This is a genomic window from Bacillus halotolerans, assembly GCF_004006435.1.
Taxonomy (GTDB): Bacteria; Bacillota; Bacilli; order Bacillales; family Bacillaceae; genus Bacillus; species Bacillus halotolerans.
In genome coordinates, this window is the sequence record NZ_CP029364.1 from 1,759,593 (window position 1) to 1,774,628 (window position 15,036).

Here is a 15,036-nt window from a genome sequence, read left to right on the forward strand (position 1 = left end):
GAAGGTGAAGTTAAAGAAAAAACAGCCAGAGATTTTTCCGGCTGTTTTCGTTAAACTGCTAAAAACAAAATGACGGCATGACCAATCAGCAGAATATAAACCGCGATCCCTAACTGCCAGTTGACCTTCCGCGCCAATGCAAAAACAATCATCAAGGCCGGCAAAATAGCTGTTCCAGCCAGCTTGTTGACCGTCAAATCCGGGCTGTTCGTTACATCATAATGAATCGGCATATCTGCCGGAAGAAAAGGATAAAACACCATAGAGAGTATGACAGCCGCAATGACAGACCCCCACACTACTTTCTCATTCATCAATAGAAACATAGAACCAGTCCTCCTCATCACTTCCTAAAACAATAAAGCGTTTTCTTTATCTCCCATTGCTTTACGATTGATATGACTGTTCTACGGTGAATTTCGTTCGGTCTCCTCGTGTAATAATTTGTGCATATTCTACTACTTCTTCATTTTTGTCATAGGTGAGGGATTCCGATAAAAATGCAGGCGCTCCAACATTGGTTAACAGGTGCCCGCTGATCGTTTCATCCGTTAAAATCGGTTCGATCGATTCCGTCCCCCTGCTGATTTCGATATTGTATTTTGTTCTTAATAATTCAAACAGAGATCCGGTGCACTCTTCCTGCGCTAATCCCGGTGCCGCTTTCCAAGGTATATATGAGGTATGGTACTGCAAAGGTTCACCCTCGGCGTACCTGACTCTGACAAGCTTGTTAACAGGCTCATTCTCTTTCATTTTCAGCAGCTCGGCTATGGAATGATCGGCAGGGATCACCACAAGTTCAAGCACTTTTGACTCAGAACGCAGCCCCCTCATCTGTTCTGCAAAACTCGTAATCTTATGCGGAATCGGCGTTTGGATTTTAGCTGCCGATACAAATGTTCCTTTTCCTTGGATTCTCTGAATATATCCTTCAAGCTCAAGCTGCTGCAAAGCCAGCCTTACAGTTGTTCTGCTGACATCATATTGCTCGCAAAACTCGCTCTCTGTCGGCAGCTGATCATTCGCCTGATATTTGCCCGACTTGATTAATTCAATGATTTTAAATTTGATAACAGAATATAAAGCTGCCATTTCATCCTCCCCATTCTGTATGTAAACCGATCTTTTTGAATGAAACCATAATACCATCTGCATTCCTATTTTGAAAGATTTGTACTTCCTTTTGTAACAAATTTTCAGAAAATAACGTTGACAATTTTATGGCGATGGTGCTAAATTCGTAATGACAAATATCATAAATTGATCATAACAAATATGATGCTTGTCTATTTCATTGAGGGGGTGTCAGATGAAGATCATCGTTGCTGATCATTATGAAGATCTCTGTAAGTTAAGCGCTAACATGATTAAGGAATATGTACAGGCAAAGAAAGATGCCGTTCTTGGTCTGGCTACCGGCAGCACGCCGATCGGCTTATACAAACAGCTCATTTCAGACTATCAGGCAGGCGAAATTGATTTTTCAAAGGTTATAACATTTAATTTGGATGAATACGCAGGCCTGTCTCCATCTCATCCACAAAGTTATAACAAATTTATGCACGAGCATCTTTTTCAGCATATCAATGTTCAGCCTGACCATATTCATATCCCGCAAGGAGACAATCCCCAGCTTGAGGCTGAGTGCAAAGTGTATGAGGAACTTATCCGCCAGGCGGGAGGCATTGATGTGCAAATCCTTGGCATCGGCTCGAATGGCCATATTGGTTTTAATGAACCCGGCTCTGATTTTGAGGACCGGACACGAATCGTCAGGCTGTCTGAAAGCACGATACAGGCAAATGCCAGATTTTTCGGCGGCGATCCTGTACTTGTGCCGAGGCTTGCTGTTTCAATGGGCATAAAAACGATCATGGAATTCAGTAAACACATTGTGTTATTAGCAAATGGCGAGGAAAAAGCGGACGCGATCCGAAAAATGGCTGAAGGGCCTGTGACGCCGGACGTACCGGCCTCGATTCTTCAAAAACACAATCATGTAACCGTTATTGCCGATCAAAAAGCAGCTCAAAAACTGAAGAACTTATAAAACAAATAGAAGGAGACTGTTATGTTTAAAAAGGCATTTCAAATTCTGCAACAGCTCGGCCGCGCTTTGATGACTCCGGTTGCCGTCCTGCCGGCAGCCGGTCTGCTGCTCCGTTTCGGTGACAAGGATTTACTTAACATTCCTATTATAAAGGATGCGGGCGGCGTTGTATTCGATAACCTGCCGCTGATTTTTGCCGTAGGTGTCGCGATTGGTTTAGCTGGCGGCGAAGGAGTAGCCGGACTTGCCGCTGTCATCGGATACTTGATTTTAACCGTCACCCTGGATAACATGGGAAAACTACTCGGCCTTCAGCCTCCTTATGAAGGGGCCGAGCATCTGATTGATATGGGGGTATTCGGCGGCATTATCATCGGGCTGCTTGCCGCATATCTGTACAAGCGTTTTTCATCAATAGAGCTGCACCCCGTCCTTGGATTTTTCTCAGGAAAACGGTTTGTCCCGATTATTACTTCGGTCAGTTCATTGGTCATCGGCGTTATTTTCTCATTTGTTTGGCCGCTAATTCAAAACGGAATTAACGCCGCCAGCAGCTTAATTGCCGATTCAACGGTCGGCCTGTTCTTTTATGCAACAATCTATCGCTTACTGATTCCTTTTGGACTGCATCATATTTTTTATACACCTTTCTATTTTATGATGGGCGAATACACAGATCCATCGACAGGCAATACCGTAACCGGCGATCTGACAAGGTTTTTCGCCGGAGACCCGACTGCGGGACGTTTTATGATGGGCGATTTCCCTTACATGATTTTCTGTCTGCCGGCAATCGCGCTTGCCATCATCCATACCGCGCGGCCCGAAAAAAAGAAAATGATTTCCGGCGTCATGATTTCAGCAGCGCTTACGTCTATGCTCACTGGAATTACAGAGCCAGTTGAATTTGCTTTCTTGTTCGTCGCGCCTGTGCTTTATTTAATAAACTCTATTCTTGCCGGCATCATCTTTGTCGTGTGTGATCTATTCCATGTCCGTCACGGCTACACCTTCTCCGGCGGCGGCATTGACTATGTGCTGAATTACGGGCTTTCGACAAACGGCTGGGTCGTCATTCCTGTCGGGATCGTCTTCGCCTTCATTTATTACTATTTGTTCCGTTATGCGATTTTGAAATGGAATCTGAAAACACCCGGCCGTGAAGCAGATGAAGATGATCAAAGTGAAGCCAAATCTCCTGTTTCAAAAGACCAGCTCGCCTTCCACGTATTGCAGGCGCTGGGCGGCCAGCAAAATATCGCCAACCTCGACGCATGTATTACAAGGCTGCGTGTCACCGTTCATCAGCCAAGCCAAGTAAACAAAGACGAACTAAAGCAGCTTGGGGCGGTAGGTGTGTTAGAAGTGAACAACAACTTCCAAGCGATTTTCGGCACAAAGTCAGATGCTTTAAAAGATGATATCAAAACGATTATAGCTGGAGGTGTCCCGGCTGCCGCCGCGGCGCTTGATGCTGAAGCCGAGACCCAGCAGGAGCCTCCTGCCGAAGAGTCTTTTATATATCCGGTACAAGGAGAAAAACTCTCCCTATCCGACGTGCCTGACCAAGTATTTTCAGAAAAAATGATGGGTGAGGGTTTCGCGATTGATCCAACAGAAGGAAAAGTCGTTGCCCCCGCTGACGGCGAGATTGTATCGATATTTCCGACAAAGCACGCCATTGGCTTTACAAGCGCTGGCGGCACGGAAATGTTGATTCATGTCGGCATTGATACGGTGAAGCTGAAGGGAGAAGGCTTTGAAGCTCATGTCACGAGCGGCCAAACCGTCAAACAAGGCGAACTGCTTCTAACCTTTGATCTCAATTACATTAAACAGCATGCCGCTTCCGCCATAACGCCTATTATTTTCACAAATGTATCTGAGGAACAAATGAACCGTATGAACATGAAGTAAAAAAGTCCCCCTGACGCGGGGGACTTTTTATCCAACATAATGAAAGCGCTATCAAAATAAATTTTTAAAAAAGGGGTTTGCATTTGATTCACGAATGGTATGAATAAGCCTCATCATATCATTCTAAAGGGGGATTCATTTGAAAAAATTTATCGCGTTTCAAATTTTAATCGCATTGGCTATCGGCGCAGTAATCGGCCACTTTTTTCCTGATTTCGGAATGGCGCTCAGGCCTGTCGGTGACGGATTTATCCGCTTGATTAAAATGATTGTCGTGCCGATTGTATTTTCTACCATTGTCATCGGAGCTGCTGGAAGCGGAAGTATGAAAAAGATGGGCAGCCTCGGCGTAAAGACCATTATCTGGTTTGAAGTGATCACCACTTTGGTGCTGGGCCTGGGACTTTTATTGGCAAATGTCTTAAAACCGGGCGTCGGGCTGGATCTTTCTCACTTAGCGAAAAAAGATATTCATGAACTTTCGGGCTATACAGAGAAAGTCGTGGATATCAAACAAATGATCCTCGATATTATCCCGACAAACATTATTGATGTCATGGCCAGAAACGATTTACTCGCTGTCATTTTCTTTGCGATTTTATTCGGTGTTGCCGCCGCTGGCATCGGCAAAGCCTCTGAACCAGTGATGAATTTTTTTGAATCGGTCGCTCAGATTATGTTTAAACTGACGCAAATCGTCATGGTGACCGCTCCTATCGGCGTGCTTGCCCTGATGGCCGCCTCTGTAGGCCAATATGGCATCGAGCTCCTCCTCCCCATGTTTAAATTGGTCGGTACTGTTTTTCTTGGTCTGTTTCTGATCCTCTTTGTCCTCTTTCCGCTTGTTGGTCTCATCTTTCACATTAAGTATTTTGAAGTGCTGAAAATGATATGGGATCTGTTTCTGATTGCGTTTTCCACAACCAGCACCGAAACCGTTCTTCCTCAGCTTATGGATCGAATGGAGAAATACGGCTGTCCGAAACGGGTGGTATCATTTGTCGTTCCCTCCGGCTTATCGCTGAATTGTGACGGATCAAGCCTATACTTATCGGTTTCCTGTATTTTCTTGGCACAGGCCTTCAATGTAGACATGACGCTGTCACAGCAGCTTCTCATGATGCTTGTGCTTGTCATGACCAGCAAAGGCATCGCCGCTGTTCCGTCGGGCTCCCTTGTCGTTCTTTTGGCGACTGCAAACGCTGTGGGGCTGCCTGCCGAAGGCGTCGCCATTATTGCAGGCGTGGACCGCATCATGGATATGGCCCGAACAGGTGTTAATGTACCGGGACACGCGGTCGCCTGCATCGTGGTTTCTAAATGGGAAAAGGCCTTCCGCCAAAAAGAATGGGCCGCCGCAAACGGACAAACGGAAAGCATGTAAAAAAAGAACACCTCTCTGCATGAGAGGTGTTCTTTCCATATTATTCAGCAGCAGCGTGCTCTTCTTTTTCAATCGCTGCAAGTCTGGCGCTAACTTCTTCCGCAGTCATATTGTGTTCTTGTACATATAAGTTTCTTGGGTTCGTGCGGCATTCGTGGCTGCAGCTGCGCATATATTTGTATTCATTTTCCGGTGTGCATATGATTTTCTTATTGCATGATGGATTTGCACAGTTGACATACCGTTCACACGGTTCACCTGTAAAGTAGTCTTTTCCGACAATGACATGCTCGACACGGTTGACCGGCACGCTGATTCTTTCATCGAATACGTAGCATTGGCCGTCCCAAAGCTTTCCTTGCACCTCAGGATCTTTTCCGTATGTGACGATTCCGCCGTCAAGCTGTGATACATCTTCAAAGCCTTGTTTCATCAGCCAGCCTGAGAATTTTTCACAGCGCACGCCGCCCGTGCAGTATGTCAAAATCTTTTTGCCTTCAAGCATCTCTTTATTTTCTTCGATCCACTCTGGCAATTCACGGAACGCCTCGATGTCAGGACGGACAGCTCCTCTAAAATGGCCGAGATCATATTCATAATCATTACGCGCATCAAGGACGACTGTATCAGGATCCTGCATCTTTTCAAAGAATTCTTTAGGCTTCAAATGCTTTCCTGTTGTTTCATTTGGATCCACATCATCCTCAAGGCGAAGCGTCACAAGCTCTTTTTTATGACGGACGAACATTTTCTTGAACGCATGATTTTCTTCTTCATCAATCTTGAACACCATATCCGCAAAACGAGGATCAGCTTTCATCGCTTGCATATATTGTTCAGTCTGCTCAAACGTACCTGATACCGTACCGTTAATTCCTTCAGCTGATACAAGAATACGGCCTAACAAACCAAGCTCCTTACAAAAAGCCAGATGCTGCTCTCTAAACACCTCCGGCTCTTCAATCGGAACATATTTATAGTAAAGTAATACTCTGTATTGTTTTTCCATGATATAAACACCCTGTTCAATGATATAGTTAGTTGTTATGCACACTCTTACTATATCATACAGGAAAACATCTCAAAGATGAACACATCCGCCCAGACTGATAAAAATATCCAAACTCTTACAAACCCAGGAGGCGAGCGGGTTTGAGGAAAACAATAGTATTTTCCATTCATTTACTAATAAAATCACATGTATTTTTCAGATAACTATACTTATAATTCTTCCTCAAACGATAAATTAACAGGCTCATCTAAAAGCTCTCCCGGCATTTCAAGATTTGTTGAAGGAACGCTCTCATCTACCTCTTCAAAAACAACATGATCCATCCACACTTGGCCTGATCCCGATAACTGAACGCCGAATGAAATGACAGCACTATTTTCAGGAACATCCAAAACAACAGCGTAATGATTCCAATTGGTTGTTCCTGTAATTGGCCTGTTGCTCATATTATCAAATTGAAGAACATCTTCAGCCGCACTGTCAACCCGCATCCAAAGCGATGCGAAATGCTTTACGCCTTTTGTTTTGATAAAACATGATAGACGCAATCTTTTCCCGAGATAACGGTCCGCCTTAAATTGCTGCATCATCGTCGCAAATTCCCCGATGTCCTGCACCATTGTTGATTTTAAATACCCCGACGCCTTGCCCTGATGCACATTTTCTCGATCAACCCCTATTTCAAATTGAAATGGATGACTACCGCTTAATACCCAGCCCTTCATTTTTTTCTCCATCCAAGATTCCTCCTTTTTTGCAGTAAAACGTTTCATAAATGTTCGATATGCTCCCGGCGGCATGTGATACATTTTTTTAAATGCCCGAGTAAACGCCTCTTGAGATTCAAACTGATAATGCAAGGCAATGTCGATAATGCGAACATCTGTATAAAGCAAAGCAGCTGCCGCATTCGCAAGGCGTCTTAAACGTATATAAGAGGCAACCGACATGCCTACTTCTTTTTGAAAAATCCAATGAAAATGAAATTTAGAAAAGCCTGATACGTTTACAATATCCTTGCCAGATATCGGCTCATGCAAATGTGATTCAAGCCAATCAATGGTTTGCTGAACAGCTTTTTCATAATACATGGAACACTTTAATCTCCTTTCTGTTTCAGAATAAAAGATCCCGCCTTAAATGTTTTGATTATTTTTGCGATATGTAAAAATCCCCTGTGTGTTTACACAGGGGATTTTCTTTCCTCACTTTATAATAACAGAAGGCGTTATATGCTCCAGCCAAATCACACCGTCATATTGTTCCTTCAATATCATTTGCTCCTCCTTGAAACCCCAATACAGCGCTGTACGCGGCGTATACATCCAAGAAGTTCCTTTGCTTTTTTTGGTATGGAGAAAATCAACAAAGACCGATGGATGGTTCGCAGCTTTCAGCAAGTCTTCAAGACTTCCAGCCGGCGGCGGGCTTGTTACCGGATTAACGGTCTTATTATCGGAGCTATCCAGACTGGCTCCAGAGTACGCATAGATTCCAATGGTATAGGTCTGTTTTTTCAGCCGCTCAGGCAAATAATCACCCATGTTAGGTCCGTTTAGCTGTACCCAGTCCTTTATCATTTTGGTATTCTGTTTGCGAAGATGGTAATTGTGCCCCCAGACGATAATCTTCTTTTTTGGATAAAGCGTTTCTGCAACCCACTGAAATTGTTCAGCCATCATGCGGTCTCTCATAAAGAATGAAAAATCCTCCATATTCTCCGGATAATCCATTAGCTTTTCTTTCATTTCTTCCAGCATGTATGTTTCCATTACGTCAATTCTCAGCTGAAGGGAATGCACAAAGATCTCATAAGCTTTCGGCTCTTTCGGAAGGTGCGCTTTTAGCGTTGAAGCATGTGTGTCAGCGAACTTGATAAGCTCCCTGTAGTTTGTCACAAGCGCTTCTTTCTTTTGCGTAAATTCTTCCATCGTTTTGCTGTTTGACACTAAGCTGAAAAAATCATTTTCTGATTGGGAAAGCAGCTCGGCTTTTTCAGGGTCCACCGCCTTTATCCATTGATTCGCAGCACCGTCGAATGAATTCTTCAGGCTTTGAATATCAAATCCAGTGAGAATAAGCGGATCACCTTTCTCTTTTTGCTCTTTCATATAATCAAACAGTTCAACCACATCTTCTGTGTGCCATACGGGGTAAATGGATTGTTTCATCATGCTCTTCGGGGTTAATTGATCCATGTGAAGGTAGGATGCATTTGCTTCGGGAAAGCCAGACTCAAAGGCCAGTACATCATATCCCAGTTCTTCGTGGAGGTATTTGATCATGCGGACCTTTGTTGCATTCATCTCACCTGAGCCATGTGTGGTTTCTCCTAACTGGACGATTCGTTTTCCTTTCAGCACTTTCTTCAGAAATCGAAGATCTTTGTTTGAAGCATCGGAAGAATCCAGCGGATGGGCATTCCGTTCAATCCAGCGATCCCAATGTTTTTCTTCAGAAGCAGCACGGGCGGGCGCCGCAAAAGAAGAAAACGCCAGACAGACGATCAGCAGCGGCAAAGTCATTTTTACTAACTTATGTTTCAATTCTATCTCTCCTTTTCTGCTAGGTTCTCTAGTGGTTACGAGATGGTTATAGAAAAAGTTTCCTTTTTAGTTATAAAAAAAAAAGCTTCTGCTGATAGAAGCCATTTTTTTAAGAGCCTTTCATTGCCTGATGAAAATAAAACCGATACGTATTTCTCAAAAACGTTTCAACCGGAAGCTGCACATCCGATTGGTATTTGCTGATGATGAATGGAAACCGCTCCAATCCTTTTTGGCGCAAATCGTTCACTTGCTCTGCATCAGTTGCCGCCTCTTGCAGAACTGTTTCCACAATCGGCCAGCACGCTTCCTGCACCTTGTGAAGAGCCGCTCCATCTCCGGTTTGCTGATAATGTGTGATCCAGCTGACGATTTGTTTTTCCATCACTCTCACCTTTCTTCAAAAAAAGAGGCGCCGCTTCCATTTGCGAGCTCCTCTTCTTTACTCTCCATAACCTATCAGTTGCCCGACTTGGACTTCTTGGCCTTCTGTTACATCAGCAGACGGCCGGAACGCGTCTTTTTCAAAGATCAAAATGACGGTTGAACCAAATGAAAAGTACCCCAGCTCCTCGCAGATCTTCAATTGATCACCTGTGCTGGTCTGCACGATGGAGTTAATATTCATCGCGCCGACAGGAATCATCAGCACGTTTCGATTGCCGCTATTCAACTCATAAACAACTCGGTAATTTTTCGACAGTACATCTTTTCCGTATTTTAATCCTAACTGATTCACCGGGTATGAACGGTTCCCGAGTTCTGCCAGCTTTTGATATGTGCAGCTGATCGGGGAATGAAAACGGTGGTAATGCCGCGGGCTTAAGTACAGCACGACGAAATATCCACCGTTGTATTGATGATCAGCGCTTTTACAGCCGGTCAATTCAGCAAATGAGTAGTCTTTTCCCTTTACCGTAAAGGTTTGATTATGATTGATAGTCCCTATCGTCTGAACGACACCGTCAACGGGGCTGACCACAGCATGCGCCTCTTTTGAAACAGGGCGCCGCTCCAAATTAATATTCCGAATAAACAATTCGGAAAGCGAACCGTAGTCAGCGGCCGTTCCGTCTACATCATTCCAGTTAATCTGAAAGTGTTTAGAGAAGAGCGGAATGACCGGCTTACTGATTTTCGATTCGCAAAATCCTTTGATCAGGCAGGATGATAATCGATGGTTTGTCAGTTCTATCAATGATCGGTACAGAATCTTTACAGCCGTATTAAACATGAATAATCCCTATAACCCTTCCGATTGTAATAAAAATAAAGCACCACAAAAAGGCGCCGATCGCCGCGTACGCGATATACGTTTTCAGCTCCATTTTGCCGATTCCCGAAAAGTAACACGTCACATGCCGGACGCCTGGAATAAAATAACCTAATATAAGAGAATACGGTCCGTATTTCTTCATCCATTTTTCTACTTTCAGCATTCTCTTTTCTTTCAAACCGACCCATTTGCCATACTTATCGATAAACGGACGCCCGGCCTTTCTGCCGATCATGTAGCTGATCATCATCCCTAACAGGGCTCCGACAAAGCTGATAAAAATGGCAAGCTCATAATTCAGCACATCAATATGCGTAAAATAACCGACGATTGTCATCATGACTTCGTCGGGTATCGGCAATCCAATAATTCCAAGAACAAGCATTAAAAAAATAGCGAGATAACCATAATCCGCTATCAGCTGCTGCACTAATTCCATCTTTCGGACTCCAGATTTTCTGCTGCGTGTTTTTTAAAATGAGGAAATTTCACTTTGCTCACCATTAAATAAGACAGCCCGCATGTGCCGAGCGCCAGCAGAATCGGGTTATTCACAAAGCATAAAATGACGAGACACATTGCCGCAAATGGAATCGGCATTCCGATAAACGTCGGAAGCTTGCTTTGTTCAACATTAAATTTAGAGAGCCGAAGCATTCCGCAAATACTGTAAGCCAGCGCGCATAGTATCCCGATAAACGGCAAGGCATATAAAGCGACACTGTAGGCGAGCATGGATGGCGCCACACCAAATGTAACCAGATCCGCAAATGAATCCAGTTCTTTCCCCATATCCGATACAGCATTCAGCTTACGAGCAGCCATTCCATCGAAGAAATCGAGAAACATGCCGGTAAAAATGAAAATCACTGCTGAATGGATGTTGTGAAATATTAAGGAATGAACCGCCAAAAGCCCGCAAATAAAGTTTCCTATCGTAATCATACTGGGTATATAATTCACAGTGTAACCAAACCTCCAATTGAAAAAAACCTTATATCAACACGACGTTGTATATCGAATCAGCGTTACAGGAAAAATCTCTCTATTAAACATGATAACATAGACTGCCAGAAAAAAAGCAGCACTCAAATTCTATTATTATACAACATTTGTTACCTTTTGAACAATGAATGCCAGTCTTTTCAATTTATGTACTCTTTTCATTTTCGCCTAAAAATGACATTACACGTTTATTGACATAGTCCGGCTGCTCCAGAGGTAACAGGTGTCCCGCATTCTTGACCATTTCCGTCTGAATCCCCGCGACTAATACAGAAGCTCTTTCTAAAGCCATTTGCTGATGGTACATCACCTCATGCTCACCGAACATCACCAGCATCGGAACCGTGATCGACTTTAACTCCGCGTCTGTGAACACGTACGGGAAGCCATTTTCTCTCGGTGTCAGGCTTCTTTTCTCATCCTGCCACTTGACTCCAGCCTTTATCTGCTTTTGCAGCATGGGATGAAGCTGATAGCGGTCAGCTGTCAGCCACTTGATGTAAGCATCAGCCCCGCTCGGCTCACTAAGGCCTGCGGCATATTTATAGACATCCGGATGAAATGATATAAACGCTTCAGCAGGACTCATGACAACCGCTCGTTCCACTCTTTCAGGCATATCAAGCAGAAAGTTCACTGTATGAAGCCCGCCAAGGGAAAATCCGGCCAGATGTGCTGTCTCCAGTCCAAGCGAATCAAAAACATCTTTCAGCCAGTGAGCGCAATCAGCTCTCGTATTCAGAGAGGCTGATGGTATACTTTTATTTTTGTCTCCTATTATATCGACTGCATATGTACGATATTGACCGCTCCACTCGGCGATATTCGGATACCACATGACAGAGCTGAAGAGCCCCCCGTGAAGCAGTACAAGCGAAGGTGCGTCCTTTGGCCCACTTGCCATGATATGTGTTTTTCCAAAACGAGTAGAAACATAGAAAGCTTCCGAATCAATCGGCCACAAAGAAAGGCTTTCATCATAAGCCTGGTAAAAGCATGTACCGCCTTCAGCCGCGGCAAGCTGCATCGAATCCTGTTTCATCTTTTTCTTTTTCCTCCGACTTTCATTTATATATAGAGAAAGGAGACTGCCCTTTCTTGTAAGAAAAAATACCCATTCTTATTATCTCATATAACAATTTTCCAGTATATAGTTTGATCATATACGAAGATCAATAAAAAAAAGACGCTCTTCCTAAACTTGAAGGAAAACCGTCTATTCTTTAAAGACTAATGGAATAACCTTATCTTTTTTGTCCTTTGTTAATGACACTTGATGTGTCACAGACGTTTCATTCTTCGTCAAGGCGATGGAATAGTCACCCTTTTTCCCGGTATCCCATGTGATGTCTCCGTTTTTGTCTGTCAAACCGAGAATCTCACCGATCTCTGTATTCGGCTCCTGATCTGATGCCGGCGCTTTGACAATCGTCACTTGAACGCCTTCCATCGGTAACCCGGCATCGTCTTCCACATGAAGGGTCACAGGAATCGTTGTTTCTTTCTGAGCAGAATCTGAATGCGCCTGAGAGCTGCATCCGCATAAAAACAAAATAGAAATGAAAACGGCCAGTTTACCGTATTTATTGCTTTGCCCAATATTGAATATTGTTGAATACATCATTCGTCACCCTTGTTCCCAAGTTATATGACGATCCTCCGTTGGTATGGATTGCAATGGCCGTCTGCCCCGTATCACTATAATTGCGGTAAACAGGCGAGCCGCTTTGGCAGCCGTACGTATCAGTTGTATAGGTCAGCTTATACGTTTCCGCAGAGCGAATCGGCTTTGTATCAGACCACATGGTGCCGAAAGTCTTGTCACACGGAAATCCTGTAACTGATGTAGAGAGGCCGACGGGGCTGCTGCTGTTTGTTGTTCTATAACCATACCAGCCAACCGTGTTGCCAGGAGAACCATTTAGTTTTATTGCACCGTAATCATAATTGGTATCTTTGCTTTCCGTCCATCCTTTAACGGAGTAAAACATCGTGCCGGAATAAGTGCCGTATGGATAGGATGAACCATTGCGGCCCGGCGCAGCAGTGATCGAAGAAGCCCACCCGTGATCCTGGCTGTACACACAATGTCCGGCCGTTACCACAGTATTCGGGTTCACTAAAAAGCCTGTGCATCCATAAGTGCTTGAGGTATTGGGATATTTGACAGATAGCTGAACCGTTGCTCTGTAAGGAAATGACGTAGTGCCTGAAATTCTGACGCGTTCATCAGATCCAATTACACTTGAAGGCTTTAAGGATTTAATGTTTTTTTCTGATTCTATGAGCTCGTGTAATGTTTTGCTTGTTTTTCCGGTTCCTTCATAAGGATCAGAAACCAATTCCGCTTTCGACGTCTGGTTATTGCTGACTTCAGCTTCCTTTCCCGTATTGGAGACAGAGGTTTGCGGGTTCTCCGCCGCTTCTGCCGGCGTTCCGAAAGATACCGCCGCTGCCGTTGCCAAACACAAAATCATAAACCCTGCAAAGCATTTTTTTCTGAATCTTGAGACTACTCTCATTTTAGTCATCCCCCTCCTTTTGTGTCAACCAGCCTTTTCATTGGAAGACTTTTACATTATAATCAAGAATTTGATTCTTATGATACAATTTTTGGCGGGATGATAAAAAAACGGGCCATGTATCAAGACAGTGCCCGTCTGTTTCATGTTTATTGAATCGATAGTTGATCCAGCGCTTTCTTTGCGTTCTCTCGCGCTTTTCCAACAGTGTCAGCCGCAGAAAGCGCAACCGCCATACGGCGTCCGACCTTCGTTATCGGCTTTCCAAATACGCGCACTTGCGTCTTTGGCACTGCCAGCGCGTTTTCCAAACCTTCAACAGTGTAATCCGCTGACTCTTCCGGTGCTTTGAGGGGCCGGCTGGCGCCTGGAGAAAGCTGTGTGATTTCTGTAATCGGAAAGCCGAGAATCGCCCGGACATGCAGCGCGAATTCCGACAAATTTTGCGTCACCAGCGTCACAAGACCTGTATCATGCGGTCGAGGAGACACCTCACTGAAATACACCTTGTCTTTCGCAAGGAAAAGCTCAACACCAAACAGACCGTACCCGCCAAGCTCATCAGTAATGGCTTTCGCAATATGCTTCGCCTCTTCAATTTGCTGCTCTGTCATATGATGAGGCTGCCATGATTCGATATAGTCTCCATCCTTTTGCTCATGGCCGATCGGCGCACAAAATACCGTACCGTTCACTGCACGCACAGTTAAGAGTGTAATCTCTGATTCAAACGGGATAAACTCCTCGACGATCACGCGTCCGTTCTTCACTCGTCCGCCTTCCATCGCCGTCTCCCAGCAGCTCTCCAAGTCCGCTTCTGAGCGGCATACGCTTTGGCCTTTTCCCGAAGAACTCATCAACGGTTTGACGACACAAGGGAAGCCGATATGAGCTGCAGCCTGTACAAATTCTTCATATGTATTCGCAAATTCATAGTCTGCCGTCGCAAGATCGAGCGTTTCTGCCGCAAGCCGCCTGATGCCTTCCCGATCCATCGTCAGCTTTGCTGCACGCGCATTTGGGATCACGTGAAATCCTTCCTCTTCAAGCTTCAGCAATTCATCCGTCGCGATTGCCTCAACCTCAGGCACAATCAAATCAGGTTTTTCTTTCTCAATAATGTGTCTGATCTGCTCACGATCCAGCATGTCAATGACATAGCTTTTATGCGCCACCTGCATCGCCGGAGCATGCTCGTAGCTGTCTACCGCCACCGTCTCTACCCCGAGACGCTGGGCTTCAATCACAACCTCTTTCCCCAGTTCACCTGAGCCTAACAATAAAACCTTCTTTGATTGATACATCTTTGCCCCTCCTATCT

16 protein-coding genes are annotated in these 15,036 nt (G+C 44.6%); 3 read left to right on the forward strand and 13 right to left on the reverse strand.

Translation table 11 applies throughout. The features are described 5' to 3' along the window. Positions 1-50: 50 nt before the first annotated feature. Together DIC78_RS08820 and gamR are read right to left on the reverse strand one after the other, a co-directional pair. Entirely contained in the window at positions 51-326 is a 276-nt protein-coding gene (locus DIC78_RS08820) for a DUF1648 domain-containing protein (protein ID WP_024120076.1), read from the reverse strand. 61 nt (positions 327-387) lie between these two features. Continuing rightward, positions 388-1,095: a transcriptional regulator GamR gene (gamR, locus tag DIC78_RS08825; RefSeq protein ID WP_044162108.1), complete on the reverse strand. Its 708-nt coding sequence runs from the start codon at positions 1,093-1,095 to the stop codon at positions 388-390. 217 nt (positions 1,096-1,312) lie between these two features. Here gamR and nagB point away from each other — a divergent pair, with 217 nt between their 5' ends. The 3 genes from nagB (at position 1,313) to gltP (ending at position 5,354) form a co-directional block, all read left to right on the forward strand. Further along, positions 1,313-2,053 carry a glucosamine-6-phosphate deaminase gene (gene nagB / locus DIC78_RS08830; RefSeq protein ID WP_095714494.1) on the forward strand — a complete coding sequence of 247 codons (741 nt, stop codon included), beginning with the start codon at positions 1,313-1,315 and terminating at the stop codon, positions 2,051-2,053. Between the two features lie 21 nt (positions 2,054-2,074). Next, complete coding sequence (gene ptsG, locus DIC78_RS08835; RefSeq protein WP_127696089.1) at positions 2,075-3,970, forward strand: glucose-specific PTS transporter subunit IIBC; 1,896 nt, start codon at positions 2,075-2,077, stop codon at positions 3,968-3,970. 139 nt (positions 3,971-4,109) lie between these two features. Then, positions 4,110-5,354, forward strand: coding sequence for a glutamate-aspartate/proton symporter GltP (gltP, locus tag DIC78_RS08840; RefSeq protein ID WP_024120072.1), 1,245 nt, complete (start codon positions 4,110-4,112; stop codon positions 5,352-5,354). A gap of 40 nt (positions 5,355-5,394) precedes the next feature. On the opposite strand, the gene trhO is transcribed toward gltP, so the two are convergent. The 11 genes from trhO to purT all read right to left on the reverse strand — a co-directional run bounded on the left by trhO (position 5,395) and on the right by purT (position 15,019). Beyond that, complete coding sequence (trhO, locus tag DIC78_RS08845) at positions 5,395-6,363, reverse strand: oxygen-dependent tRNA uridine(34) hydroxylase TrhO (RefSeq protein ID WP_024120071.1); 969 nt, start codon at positions 6,361-6,363, stop codon at positions 5,395-5,397. A 212-nt stretch (positions 6,364-6,575) separates the two neighbouring features. Beyond that, the gene (locus tag DIC78_RS08850) at positions 6,576-7,457 is read right to left on the reverse strand and encodes a helix-turn-helix domain-containing protein (protein ID WP_127696091.1); all 882 of its coding nucleotides are present in this window, start codon (positions 7,455-7,457) and stop codon (positions 6,576-6,578) included. Positions 7,458-7,571: 114 nt separating this feature from the next. Further along, on the reverse strand, positions 7,572-8,891 hold the full coding sequence (locus DIC78_RS08860; protein ID WP_400153655.1) for an erythromycin esterase family protein: 1,320 nt from the start codon (positions 8,889-8,891) through the stop codon (positions 7,572-7,574). A gap of 130 nt (positions 8,892-9,021) precedes the next feature. Continuing rightward, positions 9,022-9,297, reverse strand: a complete 276-nt coding sequence (locus tag DIC78_RS08865) for a hypothetical protein (protein WP_024120068.1) — start codon at positions 9,295-9,297, stop codon at positions 9,022-9,024. Between the two features lie 57 nt (positions 9,298-9,354). Further along, positions 9,355-10,146, reverse strand: a complete 792-nt coding sequence (locus tag DIC78_RS08870; protein ID WP_127696095.1) for a phosphatidylserine decarboxylase — start codon at positions 10,144-10,146, stop codon at positions 9,355-9,357. Then, positions 10,139-10,627, reverse strand: coding sequence for a DedA family protein (locus DIC78_RS08875; RefSeq protein ID WP_024120066.1), 489 nt, complete (start codon positions 10,625-10,627; stop codon positions 10,139-10,141). Before DIC78_RS08875 ends, DIC78_RS08870 begins: the two co-directional genes overlap by 8 nt. After that, positions 10,618-11,151, reverse strand: a complete 534-nt coding sequence (gene pssA / locus DIC78_RS08880) for a CDP-diacylglycerol--serine O-phosphatidyltransferase (protein WP_095714500.1) — start codon at positions 11,149-11,151, stop codon at positions 10,618-10,620. The genes DIC78_RS08875 and pssA overlap by 10 nt, the downstream gene beginning before the upstream one ends. Positions 11,152-11,338: 187 nt before the next feature. Next, positions 11,339-12,235, reverse strand: coding sequence for an enantioselective carboxylesterase CesB (locus DIC78_RS08885; RefSeq protein WP_127696097.1), 897 nt, complete (start codon positions 12,233-12,235; stop codon positions 11,339-11,341). Between the two features lie 174 nt (positions 12,236-12,409). Next, on the reverse strand, positions 12,410-12,814 hold the full coding sequence (locus tag DIC78_RS08890; RefSeq protein WP_024120063.1) for a DUF2606 family protein: 405 nt from the start codon (positions 12,812-12,814) through the stop codon (positions 12,410-12,412). After that, entirely contained in the window at positions 12,777-13,715 is a 939-nt protein-coding gene (locus DIC78_RS08895; protein WP_105955631.1) for a trypsin-like serine peptidase, read from the reverse strand. The genes DIC78_RS08890 and DIC78_RS08895 overlap by 38 nt, the downstream gene beginning before the upstream one ends. A gap of 149 nt (positions 13,716-13,864) precedes the next feature. Beyond that, positions 13,865-15,019 carry a phosphoribosylglycinamide formyltransferase 2 gene (gene purT, locus DIC78_RS08900; RefSeq protein WP_127696099.1) on the reverse strand — a complete coding sequence of 385 codons (1,155 nt, stop codon included), beginning with the start codon at positions 15,017-15,019 and terminating at the stop codon, positions 13,865-13,867. Between the last annotated feature and the right edge of the window lie 17 nt (positions 15,020-15,036).